Here is a 24,530-nt window from a genome sequence, read left to right on the forward strand (position 1 = left end):
GAGTCGGCGCGTTCTGACGCGCCGACTCGGCCTTGCCTTTTCGGTCACACCGGGACGGGGACCGGCTCCTCCCTCAGGCCGACCTTCGTGTGCAGGCGGCGGAGCGGGCGCGGCGCCCACCAGGCGGCCTCACCGAGCATCCGCATGGCGGCCGGCAGAAGGACGCCGCGGATCAGGACCGCGTCGATGAGGATCGCCAGCCCGACGCCGAGCCCGAAGAACTTCATGAAGCTGACGTCGCTGACCATGAAGGCGAAGAAGCTGGTCGCGATCAGCGCTGCCGCCGTGGTGACGATCCTGCCGGTGTGGGCGAGGCCCTGGACGACCGCCTCGACGTTGCCCAGGCCACGCCGGCGCATCTCGGTGATCCGGCCGAGCACGAAGACCTCGTAGTCCATCGACAGCCCGAACGCGATCACCAGCAGCAGCACGACCATCGAGACGTTGAGCGGCATGGCGGTGAAGCCGAGGAGATCGGCCCCCAGGCCCTCCTGGAAGATCACCACGGTCGTTCCGACGGTCGCCCCGAGGCCGATGATGTTGAGCACCAGGGCCCGCAGCGGCTGGATCAGGCTGCCGGTGAACAGGAACAGGATCACCACCATGGCGATCGCGAGCCCGCCGACGGCGTACGGGAGCTTGGCGCCGATCGCGTCGAGGGAGTCCAGCAGCTCCGCGGCGCCCCCGCCGACGAGGGCGGTCGTGCCGGCCGGTGACGGGACCGCGCGTACGTCACGGACCAGGTCGCGCGCCTCCTCCGCCTGGCGGTCGAGCTGGTTGACGACAGCGAGCTCGTCCGCGCCGTCGCCGGGCGGAACGGCCGGTGTCTCCGAGACGAGGGCACCGTCGGCGTACGTCCCCACGCGGGTGTCGACGCGGTCGACGTCGTCGAGCCGGGAGAGGTCGGCGGCGTAGGCGCCGAGGCTGTCGTCCGCGACGGTCGAGGTGGTCACCACGCGGATGGGACTGGTGCCGTCGCCGTCGAACTCCTCACGGAGCAGGTCGCCGGCCTGGCGGCTGCCCGCTGACGTCGGGAGGACCCGGTCGTCAGGTGTGCCGAACTCGATGCCGGCCAGCGGTGTGGCCATCGCGAGCAGGACGGCCACCACGGGGAGCGCGACCCAGGGGCGCTTGGTGACGAAGCCGGCGAGGCGCGTCCAGAACGGAGCCGGGCCGCCACGCAGCCCACGCACGCCGGGGATGCGGAGCGCGTCGATCCGGTCGCCCAGTAGGACGATCGTCGCCGGAAGCAGCACGACCGCGACGACGGCGGTGATCACCATGACCCCGATGCCCGCGTACGCCGAGGAGCGCAGGAAGTAGAGCGGGAAGACGAGCAGCGAGGCCAGCGAGACGGCGACCGTGGTGGCGCTGAACACGATGGTCCGGCCAGCGGTCTCCACGGCCCGTACGACAGCGTCATCGTGGCTCGCTCCGGCGGCTCGCTCCTCGCGGACCCGCGCCACCATCAGCAGGCCGTAGTCCACGGCCAGGCCGAGCCCGAGGCCGGTGGTCAGGTTGAGCGCATAGATCGAGACGTCGGTGAAGCTGCCGAGCACCGAGAGCTCCGCGAAGGTGCCGGCGATGGCGAACCCACCCACGCCGATCGTCACGAACGCGGCGACGACGTTGCCGAAGGCGAGGACGAGCAGCGCGATCATCAGCGGGATCGCGATCGCCTCGGCGAGACCGAGGTCGGCGCCGATCTGGGTGCCGACCTCCTCGAAGGTCGCGAGCTGGCCGCCTACGTGGACGGTCGTGGCGCCATCGGAGGCGGTGTCGTCGGTGTAGCGGTCGATCACGGCGGCCGCATCGACGCTGTCGGGGTTCTTGGCGCCCACCGAGATCAGCCCGTGAGCGCCGTCGTCCGAGACCATGCCGGGTCCCGGCGCGTCGAGGTAGGAGACGACGTCCGTCAGGTCGTCGTCGGCTCGGAGGCGGTCGACGAGGGCTCGGGCGTCCTTCGCGGCAGCGCCCTCGGTGACCGCGCCGTCGGCGGCGCTGACCGTGAGGAGGAACCCGGCCCCGTCGCCGAAGCCCTCCTCCAGCGCGACGGCCGCGCGGCTGCTCTCCGACGCAGGGTCGTCGAAGCCGGCGTCGTCGAGCTTGCCGAACGCCGAGGTGGCCAGGTAGATCGCGCCGAGGAGGGCGATCAGGCCGATCACCAGGACCCGGCGCGGGTTTCGCACCACAAGGGTGCCGAGTCGGTGGAACATGATTCCTCCAGAGGAATGTGGACAGGCGTAAACTTTGCAGGTGTTAACTTTCCCTTCGATGTGGGCAGGTGTCAACATGTATTTCGTGAAATCCTCAGAGAGCTCGGGCGAGGGTGCCCGCCCCTACCACCACGGCGACCTCCGCAACGCACTGGTCGATGCGGCAGCGACGCTCGCCGAGGAGGGCGGCCCGGACGCGGTGACCATCCGCGCCGCGGCGCGCTCGGTGGGCGTGACACCGACCGCCACCTACCGCCACTTCGCCAACCAGTCCGACCTGCTCGACGCGGCCAAGCACGAGGCGATGGAACGGCTCACGGCGACGATCCTCGAGCTTCTCGCCGAGGAGTCCCCCGCACCCGACCCGGCCGAGGCAGCGGTGCAGCGACTCACGGCAGCCGGCCGGGGGTACGTCCACTTCGCTCTCGCTCAGCCAGGACTGTTCCGCACCGCGTTCTGCCGTCCCGCCACAGACGACGAGCACCCGGCCGTGGAGCTCGACCAGATCCTCGCCGAAGCCCCGCCGTACGCCTTCCTCACCACCGCGCTCGACGACCTGGTCGACGCGGGCTGGCTCGCCCCCGAGCTCCGTCGCAACGCCGAGACGGCCGCGTGGTCCACCGTCCACGGTCTGTCGGTCCTCTTCGTCGACGGCCCCTACCGCCACGTCCCCGTGCCCGAGCGCGACCAGCTCATCAACGCCACGCTCGGCATGGTCGTACGCGGCCTCTCCGGCGGCCCGGCCTCCGACTCACCCCTGGCTGGCCACGGTCGGGCCGGCGAGTGAAAGACTGAGCCCATGTACTTCACCGACCGCGGCATCGAGGAGCTCGTCACCCGCCGGGGCGACGAGGAGGTCACCCTCGCCTGGTTGGCCGAGCAGCTCCAGGCCTTCGTCGACGTCCACCCCGAGCACGAGACCGCGATCGAGCGTCTCGCCACCTGGCTGGCCCGCCTCGACGACCCCGAGGACTGACCCCCGCCGAGACGTCACATACGCAGGCCGATACGTCAAACAGGTCGGCCGAGTTGACATCCGATTGCCAACTCGACCGACCTAGGTGACGTCTCGGCCGACGCGGGTGCCTATTCGGTGAGGTCTCTCTCGGCTCGCTTCGCGGCGGCGCGGAGCTCGAAGAGCTCGGTGGCGAGGCCACCGATGGCACCGGCGACGTCACGTACGGCGCCGGTGATGATGACCGCGACCTGGCCGACGGTGGTCGCGGTGACCTCGACGGCGCTCTGCGCGACATCCTTGCGGATCTCGTTCTTGCTCAGCTCGGGCTCCATGACAACCCATTGTGGCTGGTCAGGGCTCATGCCGCGACTCCCTCGAGGGCGGGGGCGGCCTCGACACCCGCTGCGGCGGGGCGCTTGCGGTCGGGCAGGGCGTACCGGCAGATCTTCTTGAAGACGCCCCACAGCTGCCGGTGCAGCGGGCCGGTGTTGTAGGCGAGGCCGTAGCGCTCGCAGATCTCGCGGACCTCCTCGGCGATCTCCGGGTAGCGGCGCGCGGGCAGGTCGGGGAAGAGATGGTGCTCGATCTGGTGCGACAGGTTCCCGGACATGATGTGGAAGATGCGGCCGCCGGTGATGTTGGCCGAGCCGAGGAGCTGGCGGTAGTACCAGTGACCCTGGGTCTCGTCCTCGCACTCCTCCTGCGAGAAGGAAGCCACACCGGCCGGGAAGTGGCCGCAGAAGATGATGTTGAACGCCCAGATGTTGCGTACCAGGTTCGCGGTGGCGTTGCCGAGGAACGTCAACGGGGCCAGCGGACCGGAGAGCAGCGGGAACAGGACGTAGTCCTTCAGCGCCTGGCGCTTGACCTTCTTCATGATGCCGCGGTGCATCTCGGCGTTGTCGGACAGCTTCCGCTTGCCCGCGACGAGGTTCTCGACCTCGAGGTCGTGCAGGGCGACGCCCCACTCGAAGAAGACCATGAGCAGGAACGCGTACAGCGGGTTGCCCAGGTAGTAGGGGTGCCACTTCTGGTCCTCGTCCATCCGCAGGATGCCGTAGCCGATGTCACGGTCCTTGCCGAGGATGTTGGTGAAGGTGTGGTGGATGTAGTTGTGCGAGTACTTCCACTGGTCGGAGGGACAGACGTTGTCCCACTCGAACATCCGCGAGTTGAGGTCGGGGTCGCCCATCCAGTCGTACTGGCCGTGCATGACGTTGTGCCCGATCTCCATGTTGTCGAGGATCTTGGAGATCGACAGACAGGCGACGGCGGGCAGCCAGCCGACGACCGGCAGATACATGAGCGCGCGACCGGCGATCTCGAAGTTGCGCTGCTTCTTGACGATGTCGTAGATGTACGCCGCGTCCTTCTCGCCCAGGTCGGCGACGATGCGCTGGCGGATGGCGTCCATCTCCTTGCCGAAGGCTTCGAGCTCCTCGGCGGAGAGGCGGCGGTTGCCGGTCTTCTCAACGGTGGTCATGGGGTGTCTCCTTGGAGGAATCGTCAGAGGTCCACGGAGCAGTCGCCCTCGGGCGTGCTCACGCAGATCCGGATCTGTTCGTCGGGGAGCTCGGAGGTCTCGCCGGTCAGGATGTTGCGGACCCGTCCGGAGCTCTTGTTGGTGGTGCAGGAGAAGCAGATCCCCATCCGGCAGCCGGACTCGGGGGTCAGCCCCGCGGCCTCGGCCTGGTCGAGGATCGTGGCACCGTCGTTGGTGACGGTCCTGCCGGTGCGCGCGAACTCCATCTCGCCCCCGGCCACGCCGGCGGTCTTGGGCGGCTTGAAGTACTCGACCTTCAGCGACTCCGTACCCTCGTACGCAGCCTGGGCCGCCTCGATGAGCGAGGCCGGCCCGCAGGCCCAGGTCGGCAGCTCCCGATATCCCGGGACCAGCTTCTCCAGCAGCGCCGGGGACAGGTAGGGCGCGCCCTCGGAGGTGTGCAGGATGTGCAGGTCGACGCCGTGGCCCTGGTGACGGATCTCCTCGAGCTCGTCGGCGAAGATCTGGCGGTCGGCGCTGGGCGACCAGTGCAGGAAGGTGACCTTGCCCCGGTGCGTACGCCGCTGGAGGGAGCGCAGCATCGACATCACCGGGGTGATGCCGGAGCCACCGGAGATCAGGACGATGTGCTCGGGCACACGGTCGGGAAGGACGAAGTCGCCCTCGGCCTGGGAAAGGTGCACCAGGGTGCCGACGGTGGCGCGCTCGGTCAGGTACTTGGAGATGCTGTAGGGCGTCGCGTGCTCGTCGTCGTGGGCACGCACCGTGATGGTGAGCGGCTCACCGGGCTTGCCCTCGGTGTTGGAGACGGTGAAGACGCGGGTGGTGCGCCGCCCCTCCCCCGTGTCGATGCCGACGCTGACGTGCTGGCCGGCGCGGTGGCCGCGCCAGGTCGAGGTGGGCTGGAGCGTCACGGTCGCCACCCGGGGCGCGCCGGGCGCGCTGACCTCCGGGCGGATGTCGGTGATGCGGGCGCGCACCTCGTGCGCTGCCAGCATCGGGTTGATCCGGGTCAGATAGCGGTCGATGCCGTGCGGGGAGGCGAGCGCCGCAACCGTGCGGGAGCGGAGGACCCGGCCGCCGAGGCGATGTACTGAGCTTGTCGAAGTGTCGAGTGCCATGTATTTCGCCTTTCAGTGAACATCTGTACACCGACAACGATGGCGGGTCATGCCGGGACGCGTCAAGATGCGGCGCGCGTGGTCCAGATCACGGTGCACAGGTGTGCACTTCACGCCTCTCCGGCCGTTACCCCTAGGATGGTCTGGTGATCGAGACGGGTGCGGAGCCGGAGAGCCGTGCGGAGCGCAAGCTCCGGACCCGGCGGGCGATCCTGGACGCGACCCTGGAGCTGTCCACCGACAGCTCGCTGACGGCACTCTCGCTGCGCCAGGTCGCCAAGCAGGTCGGCATCGTGCCGACCGCGTTCTATCGCCACTTCGACTCCATCGAGTCGCTCGGGCTGGCGCTGGTCGAGGAGTCCTTCGACTCGCTGCGCGACCTCTTCCGCGACGTACGCCGCAACGCCCAGGCCGACAAAGATATCGTCGACGGCTCGATCGACGCCCTGGTCGACCACGTCCACCGGCGCCGCGACCACTTCGGGTTCATCGCCCGCGAGCGGGTCGCCGGGCCGCGCTCGGTGCGCGAGGCCATCCGGCATGAGATCGAGCTCTGCGAGCGTGAGCTGGCCACCGACCTGGCGCTGATGTCCGGGACGGACACCTGGACCGCCAAGGACCTGCACGTGCTCTCGTCGCTGTTCGTGACCGTTCTGGTCGCGACCGCCGAGCAGATCCTCTCCACCACCCGCCCCGAGCAGGAGGCGCAGATCGTCGCGACCGTGCGTACGCAGCTGAGGATGCTGCTGATCGGGGTGTATCAGTGGCGGTCCGAGGCGTAGAAGTAGGTGTAGGGATACCCGGTTAGCCGGGCCCTACAAATTTTCGGGGCCTACACCGACATACGACTCTCAGCAGCCGCAGACCGCAGCCTCACGCCCGTGCTCGCACAGCTCGGCGAGCTCGACATCGAGATCCGCAGCAGGCTCGTCAGCGGGCGCCTCAGCAGGCTCCTCGGCGGACTCCTCGTGCCCCTCCGCCCGAGCCGGCAGCATGATGGCCATCGCGACCACGATCAGCGCCAGCCCGGCACTGACGAGGAACGCAGCCTGCAGGCCGCTCACCTGAGCCGCGACGGCACCGACCTCGTCGACGACCTGGTCGCTGCGTACGGACATCACGGTCACCGCCAGCGCGGTGCCGAAGGCGGCCGCGACCTGCTGCAGCGTGCCGAGGATCGAGGAGCCGTGGGAGTAGAGATGTGACGGCAGCGACCCGAGGCCCAGCGTGAAGACCGGGGTGAAGGCGGCAGCCAGGCTGACCATCAGGACCAGGTGGAGCACCAGCACCAGCCAGTAGGGCGTGGTCAGCGAGATCTGCGAGAGCCCGGCGAGCGCGGCGACGATGCCGATGGCGCCCGGGATGACGAGCACGCGGCCACCGTAGGTGTCGAAGATCCGACCGACGGTCGGCCCGAGGAGACCCATGGCCAGACCGCCCGGCATCACCAGGAGGCCGGTGTAGAGCGGCGAGAGGCCGCGCACGGTCTGCAGGTAGAGCGGCAGCAGGATCATCGAGCCCATCATCGCCAGGAATGCGATCGCCATCAGGACGAGCGACTTGGTGAAGGTGGAGTGCAGGAAGGCGCGCAGGTCCAGGAGCGGCGACCCTACGCGCTGCAGCCGGAGCTGACGGAGCACGAACCCGAGGATCAGCACCGCACCGACGGCCGCGATGACCAGCGGAAGCCCGACCTCGCCCTCGGCGAACCGGCTCAGCCCGTAGACGAGCGAGCCGAAGCCGAGCGCGGCGATGACGACGGAGGCCCAGTCCACGCTGGACTCGGCGGGCTCGTTGACGTTCTCCAGACGCTGCAGGCCGGACCAGGCGACGACGACGGCGATCGGCAGGACCAGCAGGAAGAGCAGGCGCCACGACCCGAAGCCCAGGATCAGACCGGACAGGGTCGGCCCGAGAGCCGGCGCGACCGAGATCGCCATGGTGACGTTGCCCATCACCCGGCCCCGGTCGCTCTCGTCGACGACCGTCATCAGGGTGGTCATCAGCAGCGGCATCATCACCGCGGTGCCGGCCGCCTGGATGACCCGGCCGGCGAGCAGGATGCCGAAGACCGGCGCGATCGCGGAGATGACGGTGCCGGCGATGAAGACACCCATCGCCGTGGCGTACGCCGTCCTGGTCGTCACCCGCTGCAGGAACCAGCCGGTCACCGGGATCACCGACGCCATGGTCAGCATGAACGCGGTGGAGACCCACTGAGCGGCGTGCTCGGTGACCCCGAAGCTGTTCATCAGGTTCGGGATCGCGTTGAGCATGATCGTCTCGTTGAGGATCACCACGAAGGTGGCGAGCACGAGCAGGGTGATGACGGCAGGCGTACGCCGCTTCTCACCGTCGAGTGGACGATGCGATGTTGTGACGGCAGCAGTCATGACGAGTTCCTCGGGATCGTACGCAGGGGCCCGTTGCCACCCGCTCTCATACATAGATCGAACGGGCGAGGCCGATTTCGACATCACGCCACGAGAAACCTTTCGAGCCCCCCGGCAGTGACACTCAATGGTCCCTTGTTGAACCCCGGGGAGTCGAACGATATTCCGTACGTCACATTCCGCTGCCTCAGAGCGTGAAGACGACCTTCCCGAACAGGTCACCGGCATGCATCGCCTCGAACCCGGCCTTGGCCTCGGTCAACGGCATGGTCCGGTCGATCAGCGGCCGGGTGCCGGTCGCCTCGAGCAGCGAGACCAGGCTCGCCAGCTCGTTGCGGGTGCCCATCGTCGAGCCGATCACCTTCAGCTGCAGGAAGAAGATGTTGGTGAGCAGCGCGTCGTCGAGGTTCGGCCCCGAGGTGGTGCCGCTGATGATGATCGCCCCGCCGGGACGCAGCGAGCGCACCGAGTGGGTCCAGGTCGCCCGCCCGACGGTCTCGATCACCGCGTCGACCTTGACCGGCAGCCGCTCGCCGGACGCGAAGGCCTCGTGGGCACCCAGCTCAAGGGCCCGCTTCTGCTTCGCCTCGTCGCGCGAGGTGGCGTAGACCTTCAGCCCGGCTGCCCGCGCGAGCGTGATGGCCGCGGTCGCCACTCCCCCGCCGGCGCCCTGTACGAGCACCGAGTCGCCGGCCTTGAGCCCGCCCTGGGTGAACAGCATCCGGTAGGCCGTCAGCCACGCCGTCGGCAGGCACGCGGCCTCCTCGAACGACATCCCGGACGGCTTCGCGACCACGTTGCGGCGCGGAACGGTCACCTTCTCGGCGAAGGTGCCCTGGTGACGCTCGGAGAGCAGCGACCGCTTCGGGTCGAGGGTCTCGTCACCGGTCCAGTCGGGCGAGGAGATCACCGAGTGCACCACGACCTCGTTGCCGTCCTCGTCGAGCCCGGCCGCGTCGCAGCCGAGGATCATCGGCAGCGCCTCGGCCTTGAGCCCGACGCCCTGCAGCGACCACAGGTCGTGGTGGTTGAGCGAGGCGGCCTTGACGGTGACCGTCGTCCACCCGTCGGGCGCTACCGGCTCGGGCCGCTCCCCCAGCACGAGGCCGGAGATCGGGTCGTCGGATGAGAACTTCTCGGCGTACGCAGCGAACATGGCCCGACCCTACCGAACCTCGACCCGGCTCATCTTGACCGATCCGAAGGCCGAGTCGGCCCGTCATGACGGGCCGACTCGGCGTCCGTACGTGTCAGGACGAGCCGACTCGGCTAGCGCCGAGCCACGCCGTCGAGCCGAGCAGCCTCGGCGACCGCGGCGGCGACCGCAGGCCCCACGCGCGGGTCGAAGGGCTCGGGGATGATCTTCGCCTCGTTCAGCTCGTCGCTGACCAGGGCGGCCAGCGCCTGGGCGGCGGCGAGCTTCATACCCTCGGTGATCGAGGAGGCGTGGACGTCGAACGCGCCCCGGAAGATGCCGGGGAAGGCGAGGACGTTGTTGATCTGGTTGGGGAAGTCCGAACGACCCGTGGCGACGATCGCGGCGTACCTGTGCGCCACATCGGGGTGGATCTCCGGGTTCGGGTTGGCCATCGCGAAGACGATCGCCTGGTCGGCCATGGTCGCGACGAGCTCCTCGGGGACGGTGCCGCCGGAGACGCCGACGTAGACGTCGGCGCCGGTGAGCACCTCGGCCAGCGAGCCGGTGCGGCCGGTGACGTCGGCGGTCACCTCGGCGATCGCCTTCTTCGACGCGGTCAGGTCGGAGCGGGTCGAGGAGATGACGCCCTTGCGGTCGAGCAGGACGAGGTCCTTGATGCCGAACTCGAGCAGGATCTTGGCGACCGCGACGCCGGCGGCCCCGGCACCCGAGATGACCACCCGGGTCGACTCGGGGTTGCGGCCGGTCAGCTTCAGGGCGTTCATCAGCGCGGCCAGCGTGACCACGGCGGTGCCGTGCTGGTCGTCGTGGAAGACCGGGATGTCGAGCGCCTCCTTGAGGCGGTCCTCGATCTCGAAGCAGCGCGGCGCGGAGATGTCCTCCAGGTTGATCCCACCGAAGGAGGGCGCCATCCGGATGACGGTCTCGACGATCTCGTCGACGTCGGTGGTGTCCAGGCAGATCGGGATCGAGTCGACGCCGCCGAACTCCTTGAACAGCACCGCCTTGCCCTCCATCACCGGCATGGCCGCGGCGGGACCGATGTCGCCCAGGCCGAGCACGGCGGTGCCGTCGGTCACGACCGCGACGGTGTTGGGCACCCAGGTGTAGGTGTGGGCCAGCTCGGGCTGCTCGGCGATCGCGGTGCAGACCCGCGCGACACCGGGGGTGTAGGCCATCGACAGCGACGCCTTGTCGGAGACCGACGCGGTCGCCGCGATCGCCATCTTGCCGCCGCGGTGAAGCTCGAACACCGGGTCGCCGTCATAGGCAGTGGTCTCGGTGGACAGGGTGGACTCGGTCATTGGGGGCCTCCAGAAAACTACGGACTCGGACGTCGGGCGATCGAACGCGAGCCGAGGGGTGGAGCCGCGCAAGGCGCCATCTGCAGGGATGTGTTGCCCGGATGGCAGTTTCGCACAGGCTACCGGAGGAAGTGGTTGATGTTTCCTACAGGTGACGAAGCCCTCATCTGGAGCCCTCATCCAGAGACGGCCGGAGGAGGCGCGGCCGCGGCCAGAGCCGGGCCACCACGACACCGATGACGTCGGCGTCCGCGACAGGCCCCCGATGACGGGAGTCCATCGCGTTGGGGGCATCCGGGTTGTCCGAGAGCAGCCACCACGCGGGGCGCCCGGAATAGGTCGTACGCCGATCCGCAGCACGTTTCACCACGATCGCCCCGTCGGGGAAGCGGGCCACCAGGACCGATCCCTCGACCGGCGTACGCCCGTAGGCCACCAGGAGCCGGTCGCCGTCCCTCAACGACGGCTCCATCGACGGACCTCGGACGAGCGCTGTGCCGAACGGGACCACGTGGTCGTCCGAGTAGCGGGGTGCCTTGCGCCCGGTGTGTTCCATGCGGAGTAGTGTCGCAATCCGTAGGACACATGAACACTCTTTGAGAGGACCCGCATGTTCGCGCGACTTTTCGCTCCCACCATCGAGGTCTCGGCCCACTGCGACCTGCCCTGCGGCGTCTACGACCCCGCCCAGGCCCGCATCGAGGCCGAGTCCGTCAAGGCGGTCATCCAGAAGGCCCTGGACAGCGACGACCCCGACTTCCGCACCCGCGCCATCATCATCAAGGAGCAGCGCTCCGAGCTGGTCAAGCACCACCTGTGGGTGCTGTGGACCGACTACTTCAAGCCCCCGCACTTCGAGGCCTACCCCCAGCTCCACACCCTCGTCAACGAGGCCACCAAGCTCGCCGGCGCCTCCGGCACCAAGGGCACCCTCGACCTCGAGACCGCCGACAAGCTCCTCGCCAAGATCGACGAGATCGCCGAGATCTTCTGGGCGACCAAGAAGGCCTGAGGCTCCCCGAGACTCAGCCGTACGCTGCAGCCGCTCCGTCCGCGGAGCGGCTGCGGTGCGTTTCCGGCACCACGCACGAGATCTCGTTGCATAATCAGGCGCAAGCCAACACGAAGGACTGACAAACCCAGATGCCCCAGGTCGAGCTGCGCCTTCCCGCAGAAGGTGCTTACGTCTCCGTGCTGCGTACGACGACCGCCGCGCTCGCCGCGCGGCTCGACTTCACCCTCGAGGACATCGAGGACCTGCGGATGGCGGTCAGCGAGGCGGCGGCGATCTGCCTGGAGTGTGCCGCCGAGAACGCCGACCTGGACGTCGTCTTCGACCTCGGCGAGGACACCATCGGGGTCACCGTGACCACGACCTGCGACACCGAGGCCGAGATCGACGAGGAGAGCTTCGCCTGGCAGGTGCTCACCACGCTGGCCCGCGAGGTCACCGCCACCCCCGACGGCGACCAGCTCAGGATCTCGCTGGTCGCGGGAGCGACCCCGCTTGGAGCCGCGCGCTGACATGGCGCAGGAGACGATTCGGTCGTCGAGGTCCAGGAGCAGCGGCGAGGTGGACACCACCCGCGCCCGCTCCCGCGAGCTCTTCACGGCCCTCGCCGGAACAGGTCTGACCGACGCCGAGCGCACCGCCGCCCGCGAGGAGCTCGTCCACCTCAACATGGCGCTGGTGGAGTACTGCGCCTCCCAGTTCTACGGCCGCGGCGAGCCGCACGAGGATCTCGTCCAGGTCGGCGTGGTCGGCCTCCTCAACGCCGTGGACCGCTACGACCTCGGGCGCGACGTGGAGTTCTCGACGTACGCAGTGCCCACGATCCTCGGCGAGATCAAGCGCTACTTCCGCGACAGCCGGTGGGCGGTCAGCGTCCCCCGCCGCCTTCGCGACCTGCAGCAGAACCTGCGCGACGCCACCGCGGAGCTCTCCCAGGAGCTCGGCCGCTCCCCCACAGCCCGCGACCTCGCCACCCGCCTCGGCGTCAGCCTCGAGACCGTCGTCGAGGGCCTGGAGTCCAGCAACGCGTACGCAGCGCTGTCCCTCGACTCCGAGAGCGACGAGGCCGCGCCGATGCTCGACTCGCTGACCGCCCACGACCTGCGTCTCGACGACGTCGAGGTGCGCGAGTCGATCAAGCCGGTGCTCGACGGCCTGTCCGCGCACGAGAAGCAGGTGCTGATGCTGAAGTTCTTCCGCAACAAGACCCAGACCGAGATCGCTGCCGAGCTCGGCGTGTCGCAGATGCAGGTCTCCCGGCTGCTCAACCGCTCGCTCAAGCAGCTGCGCAAGGCGCTCGAGGAGGATTAGCCCTCGCGCTCCTCGAGAGCGGCGATGCTCGGCGGCGCGAAGATGCCGGCAAGGGCGACCACCGCGACCAGCGCGAGCCCGCCGGCCAGGGCGAGATCCTCGCGGAGGTTCCACGCCAGGCCGAGCACGATCAGCTGGACGAGCACCAGTGGCGCCCGCGACCACGACTCCAGCCGCCAGAACATGTTCACGCACCAGCCGATGCCGGCGGCGCAGAGCAGGAAGAACAGCCCACCCGCGATCGCGGTCGTGAGCGAGGCGGCGTCGGGGATGCGTACGAACTCGAGGGCACCCCACACCAGCATCGCCGCGGCCTCGACGCCTGCGGCGATCACGGTCAGCAGGAGGGTCCAGGGGCGTTGCTGCGCGGTCACCTCAGCAGCCTAGAACCACACCCAAGACTCCGAAAATCGGCGGGCAGCATACACCACCGGGTTTTCGGGTAACTCACCGCGTTACCGAAATGTCTAGCGCCAGGAAGACTTAGTGTTACGGTCCGGTGACGAACCAGACACTGGTTAGGGGTTGTTTCGGCGTCCATTTCTTGGAACGCTAGAGACAGCACGCACGTGAAGACATTCACACATCCCCGCCACGTGCCCATTCGCAGGGTCTCAGAGCACCAGGGCCTTGCCCATCCTACGTCAGAAAGAGGGTCTACCCAGCCATGGATTGGCGCCACCGTTCGGCTTGTCTCGATGAAGACCCGGAACTGTTCTTCCCCATTGGAAACACCGGTCCGGCGATCCTTCAGATCGAGGAAGCCAAGCAGGTCTGCCGGCGTTGCGACGTCCGGGAGCAGTGTCTTCAGTGGGCTCTTGAGGCCGGTCAGGACCACGGCGTGTGGGGTGGACTGAGCGAGGACGAGCGTCGTGCGCTGAAGCGCCGCAACGCCCGCTCCCGTGTCCGCACCGCCGTCTGACCAACCCCCTAGAGCTCCAACGGCAGCTCGACCGACGCTCTCGCCCCGTGGCCATCAGGCCGGGGACCCAACGAGAGTCGGCCACCGAGCTCGCCTTCGACGAGAGTCTTGACGATCGACAGCCCCAGGTTCGTCGAGGTGTCGAGACTGAACCCGTCGGGTAGTCCATGACCGTCGTCCTCGATGGTCACCTGGAGATGCCCGGCGGGTTGTTGTCGTACGGACATCACGATCTTGCCCGTCTCGGCATCTCCCGGGCCGCGACCTCGGTAACCGTGCTCGACCGCGTTCTGCAGCAGCTCGGTGACGACCATCGCCATCGGCGTGGCCACCTCCGAGGGCAGCGACCCGAACGAGCCCTCCCGACGCACGCGCACCGGGACACCGACCGAGGTCACCTCACCGACCATCGAGGCGAGCCGGTCGGCGATCTCGTCGAACTCCACCGTCTCCTCGACGGCCTGCTGGGAGAGGATCTCGTGGACCAGCGCGATCGATCCGACGCGGCGTACGGCCTCGTTCAGTGCGTCCTGGGCGACACCCGAGTCGACCCGACGCGACTGCATCCGGAGCAGCGCGGCCACGGTTTGTAGGTTGTTCTTCACCCGGTGGTGGATCTCGCGGATGGTCGCGTCCTTGGTGACGAGCTCGCGATCGCGCCGGCGCAGGTCGGTGACGTCGCGCAGCAGCACCAGCGCACCGATCGCCTCACCGCGCGGCCGCAGCGGGATCGAGCGCATGATGATCGCCATCACCCCGGTGTCGATCTCGGTGTCGCGGTGGGCCCGCCCACCGAGCACGGCGCTCAACGTCTCCTCGTCGGGACGCTTGCGCGGCGGCACCAAGGCGCGGGTCATCCCGGCCAGGGACTGGCCCGCGAGATCGCCGGAGAGGCCGAGCCGGCGGAAGACCGAGAGAGCGTTGGGGCTGGCGTAGTCGACGACCCCGTCGGCGTCCACCCGCACGAACCCGTCCCCCACCCGCGGGGTGTCGGTGTGGTCGCTCCGCTGGCCCGCCGCCGGGAAGTAGCCGTTGGCGATCATCTGGGTCAGGTCGGAGGCGGTCTGCAGATAGGTCAGCTCGAGCTTGGAGGGCGTGCGTACGCCGAGCAGGTTGGTGTTGCGGCTCAGCACCGCGATGATGCGGCCGGCGCGGCGTACGGGGATCGTCTCGACCCGCACCGGGAGGTCGTCGCGCCACTCCGGGTCTCCCTCGCGCACCAGCCGGCCGGCGTCGACGGCGTCGTCGAGGGTGGCGTGGCGCCCCTTCGGCACGAACATGCCGACGATGTCGTCGACGTAGGCCGTCGGGCCCGTCGTGGGCCGCATCTGACCGGCGGCCCAGAAGCCGTTGCCCGACTTGTCGGGCAGCCACAGGACCAGGTCGGCGAAGGAGAGATCGGCCAGGATCTGCCAGTCGGCCATGAGCAGCTGAAGCCAGCCGACATCCTCGCTGTCGAGGTCGGTGTGGCTCTGGGCAAGCTCACTCAGGGTGGGCACGGGCACAGCGTAGATGTAGACCTTGGTAGGGCATTGCGCGGGTCGGATGTCCACGCGTGGCCGGGTTTGGCAGGATGTTCCCTATGTCGGAGGCGTACTGGCGGGAGGTTCACTCGACCGGTCTCGCCGTACCCACGGACCGGCCCCTCGGTGACCTCACGATCGAGCTCACCCGGATGCTCGGCGACCCCGACCCGGACGTACGCAGCGGGCTGGCCGTGCCGGCCCTGTCGACCTGGATCCAACGCGGTGTCTACGACGACCTGCTCGCGGGCCTGGGCGACGGGATGGCCGCCGGCCTGGTGGTCGGTCTCGGCGACTCCGGCAACAACGGCGTCTTCCGCCGGGCCTCGTCTGTCGAGGCCCTGGCCGAGTGCATCGCCCGCGACAACGCGCGTTCGCTGGTGCCCGCGGAGAAGGTCCTGGAGTGGGGCGACCGGATCGCCACCTGGCTGCTGCGCGAGCGGGACCTGCGCGCCTTCGTCCCCGAGCGCGGCTGGGCGCACGCGGTCGCCCGCGGCGCCGACGCCCTCGGCACCCTGGCCTCCTCCGAGCATCTCGGCAAGCCCGAGCTGACGGTCATCCTCGACGTCGTCGCCGACCGGGTGCTGGCCCGCGGCGACACCATCTACACCCACGGCGAACCCGACCGGCTGGCAGCGGCCACGATGTCCGTGCTGCGCCGCAACCTGGTCCCGCTCAACATCATGGAGCCGTGGATCAACCGGATCGTCACGGTCGCCACCGCGACCCCGGAGACTCCCGACCGCGACCCGTTCCTGCTCACCGGCAACGCCGAGGCGTTCCTGCGCGCGCTCTACATCCAGCTCGCGCTCAGCAACGACATCCCGCAGATCCGCGGCGACCTGCTGCTGGTCGTGGTCGCGGCCCTGAAGAAGTCCAACAGCGCCTACCTGGGCTAGGAGACCGACCCAGATTGGCTCTCACACCCCTGGGTTTGAGAGACTGTGCCGAGGCCCCTCGGGGTCGACGTACCCCAATGGAGGAGATCATCATGGGCAAGACCGGCCGCAAGCGCCGCGCGCGCCGCAAGAAGGGCGCGAACCACGGCAAGCGCCCCAACAGCTGAACACAGCCCATCAAGGGTCAGAGCTGTAATGACGTGAGAGCCCCAGCCGATTCGGCTGGGGCTCTCGTCGCGTCTGTGGCCGGCTCAGGACCTCGTGCGGAGCTCCTGGATCTGGACCATGATCTTCGCGCGCAGGTCCCCCGGAGCGACCTCGGTGCACGAACGCGCGACGACCGCCTTGACGATGCGCTGCTGGTCGTAGGTCTCCAGGCAGGGGTTGCAGCTCTGCAGGTGGGCCTTGACCTGGTCGGCGTCCGCCTCGGCGAGCTCGTTGTCGATCAGGAAGACGATCTGCTCGAGGAAGTCGGCGCAGTCGCTGGGTGAGGCGTCGTGTTTGTGGGCACTCATGACGCACCTCCACGAGCGCCGGTGAGATCGTTGCTGCGTACGTAGTCGGAGAGAAGATCGCGCAGCTGGCGCCGGCCGCGGTGAAGCCGCGACATCACGGTGCCGATCGGGGTTTCCATGATCTCGGCGATCTCCTTGTAAGCGAATCCCTCGACATCGGCGAGGTAGACGGCGAGCCGGAACTCCTCCGGAAGGCGCTGCAGGGCGTCCTTGACCTGGGAGTCGGGCAGGTGCTCGAGGGCCTCCATCTCCGCCGACTTCAGACCGGTCGAGGTGTGAGACTCGGCCCGAGCGAGCTGCCAGTCCTCGACGTCCTCGGACATCGACTGCTGCGGCTGGCGCTGTTTCTTGCGGTAGGTGTTGATGAAGGTGTTGGTGAGGATGCGGTAGAGCCAGGCCTTCAGGTTGGTGCCGGGCTTGAACTGGTGGAACGAGGAGTACGCCTTGGCGAACGTCTCCTGCACCAGGTCCTCAGCGTCGGACGGGTTGCGGGTCATCCGCATCGCCGCCGAGTAGAGCTGGTCGAGGAAGGGCAGCGCGTCCCGCTCGAAGCGCAGCGCGCGCTCCTCGGGCGTCTCGGTGGCCAGGTCGACCTCAATGTTGTCGTCGCTCATCACGTCCCAGGGTACGCGCGTGAGCATCGGGGCGCCCATCGGCGACACGTTCTCCGTGGGGCGTTCGAGCAGGATGGTCATGCTGCGTGAACGCCACGGCGGCCACGAAACATTCCCCGCGCCCGGGGAGTGCCGCGGCCGCCGGCTACCTCACGACGTCTGCAGGACGAACATGCTCCACGAGGCCGGAGGCAGCTCGGCCTCGAGCGCGCTGCCCACGACCTTCGCCGAGTCGTACGCCCTCGGCACCACCCGGTCGGGATCCTCCATGCTGTTCACCGCGAACAGGTCCTCGTCGCCCAGGAGCGTCGCCTCGACCAGGTCCACGTCGCCGAAGTAGTGCAGATCGGTCGAGAACGCCACGGGCTCCGACGGGTGCCGGTTGACGACGAAGACCGCCACGCGGCCGGTCTCCGGGTCATGGGTCGCCACGGAGTCGAGGACCGAGACCTCACCGTGCTTGGTGGTGGCCATCGTCGGACCGACCACCCGTGGCTCGAGCACCTCCCCCTGCGCGAACCGGGCGGTCAGCGCGAACGGGTGGAAGATCGACTGTCGCCACGCCGGCCCGCCGGGCTCGCACCTGATCGAGCCGATGGTGTTGACCAGCTGGGCCTGACAGGCGGCGGTCACCCGGTCGCTGTGCTTGAGCAGCGTGATCAGCAGCGAGCCGACCACGACGGCGTCGAGCACGGTGTAGGCGTCCTCGCTGAGCCGCGGGGAGACCGTCCACTCCTCCGGCGTACCCTCCTGCTGGAACTTCTTCAGGTACCAGACGTTCCACTCGTCGAAGGAGATGTTGATCCGCTTCGGCGAGGAGAGCTTCGCCCCGACGTGGTCGGCGGTCGCGACGACGTCCCGGATGAAGAGATCCATGTCGACGGCCGAGGCGAGGAAGCTCGCGACATCGTCGCCCTCGAGCTCGTAGTAGGCGTGCGCCGAGACGAAGTCGACCTCGTCGTAGGTGTGCTCGAGCACCGTCGCCTCCCAGGCACCGAAGGTCGGCATCGATCGGCCCGAGCTGCCGCAGGCGACCAGCTCGAGGTCGGCGTCGAACTGACGCATGCCCCTTGCCACCTCCTGGGCCAGCCGGCCGTACTCCTCGGCGGTCTTGTGGCCCAGCTGCCAGGGACCGTCCATCTCGTTGCCGAGGCACCACATCCGGATGCCGTGCGGGTCCACGGCCCCGTGCGCGATGCGTCGGTCGGACAGCTCGGTTCCGCCGGGGTGGTTCGCGTACTCCAGCAGCTCGAGCGCCTCCGCCAGGCCGCGCGTGCCGAGGTTCACCGCCATGATGGGCTCGATATCGGCCTTCCTCGCCCAGGTCATGAACTCGTTCAGACCGAACGCGTTGGTCTCGATGCTCCGCCACGCCGGGTCCAGGCGGGTCGGCCGCTGGTCGCGCGGCCCCACCCCATCCTCCCACTTGTAGCCGGAGACGAAGTTGCCGCCGGGGTAGCGAACGGCGGTCACCCCGAGCTCACGGACGAGATCGAGTACGTCACCCCGCAGGCCGTCCTCGTCCGCCGTCGGGTGCCCCGGCTCGAAGATGCCGCCGTAGACACAGCGCCCCATGTGCTCGACGAACGATCCGAAGAGCCTCCTGTTGACGGGGGCGACGGTGAACGCCGGATCGATCGTGAGCTTGCCGTTCTCCATGGGTTCCTCCTGGTCCGGGCAGCGGCATCCCGGGCGCCGGCGAACGCTGGCGCCCGGGGTCCGTCGCCATCTACTTGAGCTGGTTCTCCAGATCGGCCTGCGCCTGGTCCAGCGCCTGCTTGGCCGGGACGCCGTCCCCGAAGATCTGGTTGTACGTGCTGGTCGTGAACACCTCGTCGACCTTGGGCAGGTTCGGGTTCTCGAAGGACTCGAAGTGGCCGATGTCGCCCTTGACCTCGTTGAGCACGTCGAAGAGGTTGGTCCGGAAGTACTTGTTGAACTTGTTCTCCGGGTTGTGGGTGACCTCCTTGTCCTCCCACACCGACATGTTCACCGGGTCGAAGCCGAGCTCCTCCCAGACGGCGACGTTGGCCTCCGGCGACAGCTTCGCAAAGGCGAGCCACTCCATGGCGAACTCCTTGTCCGGGGAGCTGTCGATCACCGCGGTGCCGGTGCCGCCGCCACCGACCGTGGCGACCTCACCGCCCTCGATCACCGGCGCCGGTGCGATCGCGATGTCGCCAGCTAGGTCGGGCATGTAGTCGACGAACCTGGAGGTGTACCAGGCCGGGTAGACGATGGCCGCGTAGTCGCCGTTGTTGATGGGGCCGTAGGCCTCCTCGATGTCCGGGCTGCCACCCGGGATCGTCGAGAGCGCTCCGGCCTTCTGCATGTCCTGCAGCAGCTCGATCGCCTCGACGACCTCCGGGCTGTTCACGGTGACGTTGCCGTCCTCGTCGAACAGGTTTCCGCCGAGCTGCGCCATGACCAGCGGCTGCACGATGTTGGTGTCGGTGCTGGCGACGCCGAACGCCTTGCCGGTCGCCTTGTTGTACTTGGCTCCGGCGGCCTTGAAGTCGTCCCAGGTCTCGATGGTCGTGTAGTCGACCCCTGCCTTCTCCAGCAGCGGGACGTTGTAGAAGGCCACCTGAGCCCCGACGTGGGTCGGGAAGCCGAGCTGCTTGCCCTCCCGGGCGTACAGGTCCATCCGGGCCTGCACGATGTCCTCCTGGTAGGGCTCGGCGGCCTCGGACAGGTCAGCCAGCGGCGTACGTCCGTCCTCGGTGACGAAGTTGGAGAACTTGTTCACCTCGATGTCCACGACGTCGGGGAGCCCCTTGCCGGAGTTCACCGCCAGCTGGAGCTTGTTGTGCATCTCGTCGTAGGGGAAGACCGTGACGTCGAGCTTGATCTCCTTGTCGGGGTTCTTCTCGTTCCACGCCTCGGCCATCGCCTCGTAGTAGGTGCCGTGCAGCTCGGCGAACACCCACATGTCGATGCTGGTGCGGCCCTGTGCGTCAGGCCCGCCTTCCTCCTCGGAGCCGCCGCAGGCGCTCAGCATGAGCGTCGCGGCGAGTCCCGCGGCGAGTAAGGAGGTGATTCTCCGCCTTGTTGTCATGGCTCTCTCCATCTGTGAGGTTTGTGCAAGGGGTCACCCCTTGAGCGCCCCGGCCGTCATGCCAGCGACGAAGAACCGCTGGAACAGCAGGAAGAGCACCAGGACGGGAAGGAGCGAGAACATGGACCCGATGATGAGCAGCTCGTAGTTGTTCTCATGCGGGGTGAGCAGGGTGTTGAGCCCGATCGGGAGGGTGAACTTCGACTCCGATCGCAGCACCAGCAGCGGCCAGAGGAAGTTGTTCCAGATGATCATCCCGTTGAGGATGGCCATCGCCGCGAACGCCGGTTTCGCCACCGGCACCACGATCTTGAAGAAGATGCCGAACTCCGTGGCACCGTCCATCCGGCCTGCCTCGAGCAGGTCCTTCGGGATGCCGAGGAAGTACTGCCGGAAGTAGAAGATGGTCACCGCTGCAGCCAGGAACGGCAGCACGATCACCGAGTAGGAATCGTCCAGGCCGACGTCGTTCACCAGCACGTACAGCGGGAGCATCATGATCTCGAACGGCACCGCCATGAGCAGCAGGACGGCGATGAACAGCGCGGTCTTGCCCTTGAACTCGTAGACCGCGAAGCCGTACGCCACGAACGAGCTGACCAGCAGCGTCCCCGCCACCTGCACGACGGTGAGCAGGATCGAGTTGGCGAACCACCGGAAGTACGGCCCGGAGTCGGTGAAGAGCATCACGTAGTTGTCCAGCGACAGCGAGCTGCGATCGACGTCGAGGGAGAGTCCCCGCCGGATGACGTCGTTGCCGTCCTGGAACGTCGCCACGAACATGATCAGCAGCGGCGCGAGCACGACCAGGGTCAGCACCAGCAGCAGCGCGGTCTGGACCGACCCGTGGAGCCAGTACGGCAGCTGGATCCTGGTGCGGGTGGCTGGCTCGGCGCTCATCGCGCGCTCTCCTTCTTGAAGGTCCCGCTGAGCGTGAGGAACGTGAGGTTGATGGCCATGATGACCACGACGAGCACGACCCCGACCGCGGAGGCGAAACCGAGGTCGTTCTGCTCGATCCCGCGCCGGTAGAGGTAGCCGATCACGGTGAGGCCCTGGTCGTTGGGCGAGGAGTTGCCGCGGTAGAGCATGAAGCTCTCCAGGAACATCGCCAGACCGCCGTAGATGCTGATGGTGGTGACGTAGACGATGGTCGGCTTCAGGTTGGGCAGGGTGATGTGGAAGAACTGCTGCAGCCTGCTGGCGCCGTCGATGGTCGCGGCCTCGTAGTACTCCTCCGGGATGGACTGCATGCCGGCGAGGAAGTAGAGGATGTTGACGCCGGTCCAGCGCCACATCGCGAGCGCGAGCAGGGCGATCAGCCCGCCGGTGTCGATACGCAGCCAGCGGACCGGGTCGAGGCCGAAGACCCCGACGATCTGGTTCATCAGCCCCGTGCCGGTCTCGGCGAACATCAGCCGGAAGATGATGCCCGCGACGACGACGGAGGTCAGCGCCGGCACGAACATCGAGGCCTTGAAGACCGCCTTGACGCGGTCGCTGCCGATCTTGGAGTTGATGAGCGCGGCCAGCACCAGCGGGATCGGGATCAGGAGCGCGATGGTCAGCACCATGTAGCGGGCGCTGTTGAACATCGCTTTCCAGAAGAGGCGGTCCTCCCAGAGCCGCTGGTAGTTGTCCAGCCCGATGAAGGCGGCCTGCCCGAACACCACCTCCTGGGTGCTCAGCAGGAAGGTGCGCGCGAGCGGGAGGAGCCAGAAGGCGAGCAGCGTGATCACGAACGGCGCGATGAAGAGGTAGGGCGCCGCCTTCTGCGAGTACAGCAGCCGCCGGACAACGACCATCAAGGACTCCTCTTCGCTGAGGCATCACACACGGGCGGGGGAACCACCGGTTTACGACGATGTACGTCTCTCACCAGCGGATTTACTACGTGGTAATCAGCGCTTATCCTTGTCCTGCACTCAGATCCCTGTCAAGACCCGAACGTGACATTCGCCACACGGAGTGTCCGAAAGGGCAAGCGGGGCAGACGAAAAACACCGATGTAGGCTGCCTCCGAACCGGGGGCACGAGGGAACACGAGGCGACGATGGCTGTGACGATGCGCGACGTCGCGATCCTTGCCCGCGTCTCGCCCAAGACGGTGTCCAACGTGGTGAACGACCACCCGAACGTGCACCCGGACACCCGCGCCCGCGTTCAGCAGGCGATCGCCGAGCTGGGCTACCGGCCGAACCACTCCGCGCGCGGACTGCGCTCCGGGCGCACCGGCGTCATCGGTCTGGCGGTGCCGGAGCTGAAGCAGGCCTACTTCGCCGAGCTCGCCGACGCGGTCATCGCGGCGGCCGCCAAGCGCGGACTGAGCGTGATCGTCGGACAGCTGGGAGGCGACCGCGAGCACGAGATCGAGCTCCTCACGCACGGCCTCCCCCAGACCGACGGCCTGCTCTTCAGCCCGGAGCGACTCGGCACCGAGGACCGCGACCTGCTGGCGTACGTCGACTTCCCGCTGGTCATGCTCGGCGAGTGGATCTTCGGCGGACCCACCGACCACGTGACGATGCACAACGTCAGCGCGGCCCGCGCGGCCGTCGAGCACCTGATCTCGCTGGGGCGCCGGCGGATCGCCGTCATCGGCGCCCATCCCGACGACGAGACCCGGCAGCTCGGGCCGTCGAACCTGAGGATCCAGGGCTACCGGGAGGCACTGGCCGCTGCTGGCATCGAGCACGATCCCCGGCTCGAGCGGGTCGTCGCGCCCTGGCATCCGGAGGACGGCGCCGACGCGGCCCGGCGGCTGATCGACTCCGGGTTGGAGTTCGACGCCATCTTCACGCTGACCGACGCGCTCGCGCTGGGAGCGCTCCGGGCTCTCGGAGAAGCCGGGCGCGTCGTGCCCGACGACGTGGCCGTGATCGGCTTCGACAACATCGCCATCAGCCACCTCACCGTGCCCTCGCTCTCCAGCGTCGACCCCGGTCGAGCGGAGATCGCGGAGACGGCGGTCGGCATGCTGGCCGAGCGCATCGAGTGGGGCGCAGGATCGTCTCGACCGGCCCGGCTGCACAAGGCCGCCTTCGACGTCATCGTGCGGGAGTCCTCCGGCGGCACCGGCTCCGGGACGCTCGGGAGCTCTGGGCGCCAGTCCGGCGCGGCGGCTCAGACGCTCAACGGCTGAGCCACCGGAAGGGCTCCTTGCCCGTCTCCACCCGGTTCACGAGCCGTCCGACACCGGCGATCTCGATCTCCACCACGTCGTCGGGCTGAAGGCTGAAGTCGAGGTCGGGGACGATCCCGGTGCCGGTGGCGAGCGCCGCTCCGTCAGGGAAGTCGTTGCCGGCGAACAGGTAGTCGACGAGCTGCTGGATCGGTCGTACGAGCTGGCTGGACGACGTCTCCGCGGCGACCACCTCGTGCTCGCCCCGGCGGATCACCAGGGCGATGGCCAGACCGGTGGCGTCCGGAACCTCCCAGGCGGGCCTGATCCCCGCCGCGAGCGCTGCGGCGCCTGCGTACACCTTGGCCTGGGAGAGGTAGAGCGGGTTCTCGCCCTCGATCGAGCGGGAGCTCATGTCGTTGCAGACGGTGTAGCCGACGATCTCGCCGTGGGCGTTGACCACGACGGCGAGCTCCGGCTCGGGCACGTCATGACCGGAGTCGGCCCGGATGCCGACCGGCTCGCCGTCGGTGACCAGGCGCCAGGCCGGAGCCTTCAGGAACAGCTCGGGCCGCTGCGCGGAGTAGACCTTGTCGTAGACCGACCGCTCGGCGCTCTCCTCCATCCGGGCGCTGCGCGAACGGGCGTAGGTGACGCCCGCACACCACAGCTCGGCTCGCCCGTCCAGCGGGGCGAGGAGACGGACGGACGCGACCGGGACCGGTGGTGCGGTGGCGGACTCGACGGCGGCCCGGATCTCGTCATACGGCATGGCGAGGAGGTCAGCCATGGCATCGACTCCGCTCAGCGGGATGATCGAGTCGTCCCTGCGTACGCCGACCCGGGGGCCGTTCCCGGGGTCGTGTCGGACAAGGTGCATCGGCTGCTCCTACCTCAGTG

At 68.3% G+C, this 24,530-nt stretch carries 27 protein-coding genes; 10 read left to right on the plus strand and 17 right to left on the minus strand.

What is annotated here, in order from left to right:
- Positions 1-44: 44 nt before the first annotated feature.
- Entirely contained in the window at positions 45-2,216 is a 2,172-nt protein-coding gene (locus tag G5C66_RS05095; RefSeq protein WP_165109870.1) for an MMPL family transporter, read from the minus strand.
- Positions 2,217-2,301: 85 nt separating this feature from the next.
- On the opposite strand from G5C66_RS05095, the gene G5C66_RS05100 reads away from it, so the two are divergent.
- Both G5C66_RS05100 and G5C66_RS05105 read left to right on the plus strand, forming a co-directional pair.
- On the plus strand, positions 2,302-3,003 hold the full coding sequence (locus G5C66_RS05100) for a WHG domain-containing protein (protein ID WP_206443731.1): 702 nt from the start codon (positions 2,302-2,304) through the stop codon (positions 3,001-3,003).
- Positions 3,004-3,015: 12 nt separating this feature from the next.
- Positions 3,016-3,192 (plus strand): DUF6104 family protein, encoded by a 177-nt coding sequence (locus G5C66_RS05105; protein WP_008362094.1) that lies wholly within the window; start codon positions 3,016-3,018, stop codon positions 3,190-3,192.
- Positions 3,193-3,302: 110 nt separating this feature from the next.
- On the opposite strand, the gene G5C66_RS05110 is transcribed toward G5C66_RS05105, so the two are convergent.
- The 3 genes from G5C66_RS05110 to G5C66_RS05120 are packed head-to-tail and all read right to left on the minus strand — an operon-like array spanning position 3,303 to position 5,799.
- Positions 3,303-3,506 carry a hypothetical protein gene (locus G5C66_RS05110; protein ID WP_165109872.1) on the minus strand — a complete coding sequence of 68 codons (204 nt, stop codon included), beginning with the start codon at positions 3,504-3,506 and terminating at the stop codon, positions 3,303-3,305.
- Positions 3,507-3,532: 26 nt separating this feature from the next.
- On the minus strand, positions 3,533-4,657 hold the full coding sequence (locus G5C66_RS05115; RefSeq protein WP_165109873.1) for a fatty acid desaturase family protein: 1,125 nt from the start codon (positions 4,655-4,657) through the stop codon (positions 3,533-3,535).
- 23 nt (positions 4,658-4,680) lie between these two features.
- Positions 4,681-5,799 (minus strand): flavin reductase family protein, encoded by a 1,119-nt coding sequence (locus G5C66_RS05120; RefSeq protein ID WP_165109874.1) that lies wholly within the window; start codon positions 5,797-5,799, stop codon positions 4,681-4,683.
- A gap of 146 nt (positions 5,800-5,945) precedes the next feature.
- Here G5C66_RS05120 and G5C66_RS05125 point away from each other — a divergent pair, with 146 nt between their 5' ends.
- Positions 5,946-6,581: a TetR family transcriptional regulator gene (locus G5C66_RS05125; RefSeq protein ID WP_165109875.1), complete on the plus strand. Its 636-nt coding sequence runs from the start codon at positions 5,946-5,948 to the stop codon at positions 6,579-6,581.
- Positions 6,582-6,650: 69 nt separating this feature from the next.
- Here G5C66_RS05125 and G5C66_RS05130 read toward each other — a convergent pair whose 3' ends face one another.
- The 4 genes from G5C66_RS05130 to G5C66_RS05145 form a co-directional block, all read right to left on the minus strand.
- Complete coding sequence (locus G5C66_RS05130; RefSeq protein ID WP_165109876.1) at positions 6,651-8,192, minus strand: MDR family MFS transporter; 1,542 nt, start codon at positions 8,190-8,192, stop codon at positions 6,651-6,653.
- Between the two features lie 187 nt (positions 8,193-8,379).
- Complete coding sequence (locus G5C66_RS05135; protein ID WP_165109877.1) at positions 8,380-9,348, minus strand: zinc-binding dehydrogenase; 969 nt, start codon at positions 9,346-9,348, stop codon at positions 8,380-8,382.
- Between the two features lie 113 nt (positions 9,349-9,461).
- A complete protein-coding gene (locus tag G5C66_RS05140) occupies positions 9,462-10,655 on the minus strand; it encodes an NAD(P)-dependent malic enzyme (RefSeq protein ID WP_165109878.1) in 1,194 nt (397 codons plus the stop codon).
- Positions 10,656-10,818: 163 nt separating this feature from the next.
- The gene (locus G5C66_RS05145) at positions 10,819-11,211 is read right to left on the minus strand and encodes a S24/S26 family peptidase (RefSeq protein ID WP_165109879.1); all 393 of its coding nucleotides are present in this window, start codon (positions 11,209-11,211) and stop codon (positions 10,819-10,821) included.
- Positions 11,212-11,265: 54 nt separating this feature from the next.
- Between G5C66_RS05145 and sodN the strand changes: the two genes are divergently transcribed.
- The 3 genes from sodN to G5C66_RS05160 all read left to right on the plus strand — a co-directional run bounded on the left by sodN (position 11,266) and on the right by G5C66_RS05160 (position 12,978).
- The gene (gene sodN / locus G5C66_RS05150) at positions 11,266-11,667 is read left to right on the plus strand and encodes a superoxide dismutase, Ni (protein ID WP_165109880.1); all 402 of its coding nucleotides are present in this window, start codon (positions 11,266-11,268) and stop codon (positions 11,665-11,667) included.
- A gap of 131 nt (positions 11,668-11,798) precedes the next feature.
- On the plus strand, positions 11,799-12,179 hold the full coding sequence (locus tag G5C66_RS05155; RefSeq protein ID WP_165109881.1) for an ATP-binding protein: 381 nt from the start codon (positions 11,799-11,801) through the stop codon (positions 12,177-12,179).
- A gap of 49 nt (positions 12,180-12,228) precedes the next feature.
- The gene (locus G5C66_RS05160; protein ID WP_338144070.1) at positions 12,229-12,978 is read left to right on the plus strand and encodes a SigB/SigF/SigG family RNA polymerase sigma factor; all 750 of its coding nucleotides are present in this window, start codon (positions 12,229-12,231) and stop codon (positions 12,976-12,978) included.
- Here the strand turns inward: G5C66_RS05160 and G5C66_RS05165 are convergent.
- Positions 12,975-13,352, minus strand: coding sequence for a hypothetical protein (locus G5C66_RS05165; protein WP_165109883.1), 378 nt, complete (start codon positions 13,350-13,352; stop codon positions 12,975-12,977). The two genes, G5C66_RS05160 and G5C66_RS05165, sit on opposite strands and share 4 nt — an antisense overlap.
- Before the next feature lie 293 nt (positions 13,353-13,645).
- On the opposite strand from G5C66_RS05165, the gene G5C66_RS05170 reads away from it, so the two are divergent.
- Positions 13,646-13,900: a WhiB family transcriptional regulator gene (locus G5C66_RS05170; protein ID WP_008362075.1), complete on the plus strand. Its 255-nt coding sequence runs from the start codon at positions 13,646-13,648 to the stop codon at positions 13,898-13,900.
- 8 nt (positions 13,901-13,908) lie between these two features.
- On the opposite strand, the gene G5C66_RS05175 is transcribed toward G5C66_RS05170, so the two are convergent.
- On the minus strand, positions 13,909-15,399 hold the full coding sequence (locus G5C66_RS05175; RefSeq protein WP_165109884.1) for a histidine kinase N-terminal domain-containing protein: 1,491 nt from the start codon (positions 15,397-15,399) through the stop codon (positions 13,909-13,911).
- 83 nt (positions 15,400-15,482) lie between these two features.
- On the opposite strand from G5C66_RS05175, the gene G5C66_RS05180 reads away from it, so the two are divergent.
- Both G5C66_RS05180 and G5C66_RS27050 read left to right on the plus strand, forming a co-directional pair.
- Positions 15,483-16,322: a DUF2785 domain-containing protein gene (locus tag G5C66_RS05180; protein ID WP_165109885.1), complete on the plus strand. Its 840-nt coding sequence runs from the start codon at positions 15,483-15,485 to the stop codon at positions 16,320-16,322.
- A 92-nt stretch (positions 16,323-16,414) separates the two neighbouring features.
- Complete coding sequence (locus G5C66_RS27050; protein WP_370249596.1) at positions 16,415-16,489, plus strand: 50S ribosomal protein bL37; 75 nt, start codon at positions 16,415-16,417, stop codon at positions 16,487-16,489.
- An 84-nt stretch (positions 16,490-16,573) separates the two neighbouring features.
- Here the strand turns inward: G5C66_RS27050 and rsrA are convergent, their stop codons facing one another.
- From rsrA to G5C66_RS05210, 6 genes are all read right to left on the minus strand, one after another.
- Entirely contained in the window at positions 16,574-16,837 is a 264-nt protein-coding gene (gene rsrA / locus G5C66_RS05185; RefSeq protein ID WP_165109886.1) for a mycothiol system anti-sigma-R factor, read from the minus strand.
- The gene (locus tag G5C66_RS05190; protein ID WP_165109956.1) at positions 16,834-17,478 is read right to left on the minus strand and encodes a sigma-70 family RNA polymerase sigma factor; all 645 of its coding nucleotides are present in this window, start codon (positions 17,476-17,478) and stop codon (positions 16,834-16,836) included. The genes rsrA and G5C66_RS05190 overlap by 4 nt, the downstream gene beginning before the upstream one ends.
- 123 nt (positions 17,479-17,601) lie before the next feature.
- The gene (gene arfA / locus G5C66_RS05195) at positions 17,602-19,110 is read right to left on the minus strand and encodes an arabinosylfuranosidase ArfA (RefSeq protein WP_165109887.1); all 1,509 of its coding nucleotides are present in this window, start codon (positions 19,108-19,110) and stop codon (positions 17,602-17,604) included.
- Positions 19,111-19,180: 70 nt separating this feature from the next.
- Complete coding sequence (locus G5C66_RS05200; RefSeq protein WP_165109888.1) at positions 19,181-20,509, minus strand: ABC transporter substrate-binding protein; 1,329 nt, start codon at positions 20,507-20,509, stop codon at positions 19,181-19,183.
- A gap of 33 nt (positions 20,510-20,542) precedes the next feature.
- Positions 20,543-21,409 carry a carbohydrate ABC transporter permease gene (locus G5C66_RS05205; RefSeq protein WP_241248239.1) on the minus strand — a complete coding sequence of 289 codons (867 nt, stop codon included), beginning with the start codon at positions 21,407-21,409 and terminating at the stop codon, positions 20,543-20,545.
- Positions 21,406-22,314 carry a carbohydrate ABC transporter permease gene (locus G5C66_RS05210; RefSeq protein WP_165109889.1) on the minus strand — a complete coding sequence of 303 codons (909 nt, stop codon included), beginning with the start codon at positions 22,312-22,314 and terminating at the stop codon, positions 21,406-21,408. Before G5C66_RS05210 ends, G5C66_RS05205 begins: the two co-directional genes overlap by 4 nt.
- Positions 22,315-22,562: 248 nt before the next feature.
- Here G5C66_RS05210 and G5C66_RS05215 point away from each other — a divergent pair, with 248 nt between their 5' ends.
- Positions 22,563-23,651: a LacI family DNA-binding transcriptional regulator gene (locus tag G5C66_RS05215; RefSeq protein ID WP_165109890.1), complete on the plus strand. Its 1,089-nt coding sequence runs from the start codon at positions 22,563-22,565 to the stop codon at positions 23,649-23,651.
- On the opposite strand, the gene G5C66_RS05220 is transcribed toward G5C66_RS05215, so the two are convergent.
- Positions 23,641-24,510, minus strand: a complete 870-nt coding sequence (locus tag G5C66_RS05220) for a fumarylacetoacetate hydrolase family protein (RefSeq protein WP_165109891.1) — start codon at positions 24,508-24,510, stop codon at positions 23,641-23,643. The two genes, G5C66_RS05215 and G5C66_RS05220, sit on opposite strands and share 11 nt — an antisense overlap.
- Between the last annotated feature and the right edge of the window lie 20 nt (positions 24,511-24,530).

This window comes from Nocardioides turkmenicus (genome assembly GCF_011045035.1).
Taxonomy (GTDB): domain Bacteria; phylum Actinomycetota; class Actinomycetes; order Propionibacteriales; family Nocardioidaceae; genus Nocardioides; species Nocardioides turkmenicus.

What these genes read in the sequence shown, in the direction of transcription:
- G5C66_RS05095 (WP_165109870.1), bottom strand. Translation starts at nt 2,216, where the DNA reads ATGTTCCACCGACTCGGCACCCTTGTGGTGCGAAACCCGCGCCGGGTC.
- G5C66_RS05105 (WP_008362094.1), top strand. Translation starts at nt 3,016, where the DNA reads ATGTACTTCACCGACCGCGGCATCGAGGAGCTCGTCACCCGCCGGGGC.
- G5C66_RS05110 (WP_165109872.1), bottom strand. Translation starts at nt 3,506, where the DNA reads ATGGAGCCCGAGCTGAGCAAGAACGAGATCCGCAAGGATGTCGCGCAG.
- G5C66_RS05115 (WP_165109873.1), bottom strand. Translation starts at nt 4,657, where the DNA reads ATGACCACCGTTGAGAAGACCGGCAACCGCCGCCTCTCCGCCGAGGAG.
- G5C66_RS05120 (WP_165109874.1), bottom strand. Translation starts at nt 5,799, where the DNA reads ATGGCACTCGACACTTCGACAAGCTCAGTACATCGCCTCGGCGGCCGG.
- G5C66_RS05130 (WP_165109876.1), bottom strand. Translation starts at nt 8,192, where the DNA reads ATGACTGCTGCCGTCACAACATCGCATCGTCCACTCGACGGTGAGAAG.
- G5C66_RS05135 (WP_165109877.1), bottom strand. Translation starts at nt 9,348, where the DNA reads ATGTTCGCTGCGTACGCCGAGAAGTTCTCATCCGACGACCCGATCTCC.
- G5C66_RS05140 (WP_165109878.1), bottom strand. Translation starts at nt 10,655, where the DNA reads ATGACCGAGTCCACCCTGTCCACCGAGACCACTGCCTATGACGGCGAC.
- G5C66_RS05145 (WP_165109879.1), bottom strand. Translation starts at nt 11,211, where the DNA reads ATGGAACACACCGGGCGCAAGGCACCCCGCTACTCGGACGACCACGTG.
- sodN (WP_165109880.1), top strand. Translation starts at nt 11,266, where the DNA reads ATGTTCGCGCGACTTTTCGCTCCCACCATCGAGGTCTCGGCCCACTGC.
- G5C66_RS05155 (WP_165109881.1), top strand. Translation starts at nt 11,799, where the DNA reads ATGCCCCAGGTCGAGCTGCGCCTTCCCGCAGAAGGTGCTTACGTCTCC.
- G5C66_RS05170 (WP_008362075.1), top strand. Translation starts at nt 13,646, where the DNA reads ATGGATTGGCGCCACCGTTCGGCTTGTCTCGATGAAGACCCGGAACTG.
- G5C66_RS05180 (WP_165109885.1), top strand. Translation starts at nt 15,483, where the DNA reads ATGTCGGAGGCGTACTGGCGGGAGGTTCACTCGACCGGTCTCGCCGTA.
- rsrA (WP_165109886.1), bottom strand. Translation starts at nt 16,837, where the DNA reads ATGAGTGCCCACAAACACGACGCCTCACCCAGCGACTGCGCCGACTTC.
- G5C66_RS05190 (WP_165109956.1), bottom strand. Translation starts at nt 17,478, where the DNA reads ATGCTCACGCGCGTACCCTGGGACGTGATGAGCGACGACAACATTGAG.
- arfA (WP_165109887.1), bottom strand. Translation starts at nt 19,110, where the DNA reads ATGGAGAACGGCAAGCTCACGATCGATCCGGCGTTCACCGTCGCCCCC.
- G5C66_RS05200 (WP_165109888.1), bottom strand. Translation starts at nt 20,509, where the DNA reads ATGACAACAAGGCGGAGAATCACCTCCTTACTCGCCGCGGGACTCGCC.
- G5C66_RS05205 (WP_241248239.1), bottom strand. Translation starts at nt 21,409, where the DNA reads ATGAGCGCCGAGCCAGCCACCCGCACCAGGATCCAGCTGCCGTACTGG.
- G5C66_RS05210 (WP_165109889.1), bottom strand. Translation starts at nt 22,314, where the DNA reads ATGGTCGTTGTCCGGCGGCTGCTGTACTCGCAGAAGGCGGCGCCCTAC.
- G5C66_RS05215 (WP_165109890.1), top strand. Translation starts at nt 22,563, where the DNA reads ATGGCTGTGACGATGCGCGACGTCGCGATCCTTGCCCGCGTCTCGCCC.
- G5C66_RS05220 (WP_165109891.1), bottom strand. Translation starts at nt 24,510, where the DNA reads ATGCACCTTGTCCGACACGACCCCGGGAACGGCCCCCGGGTCGGCGTA.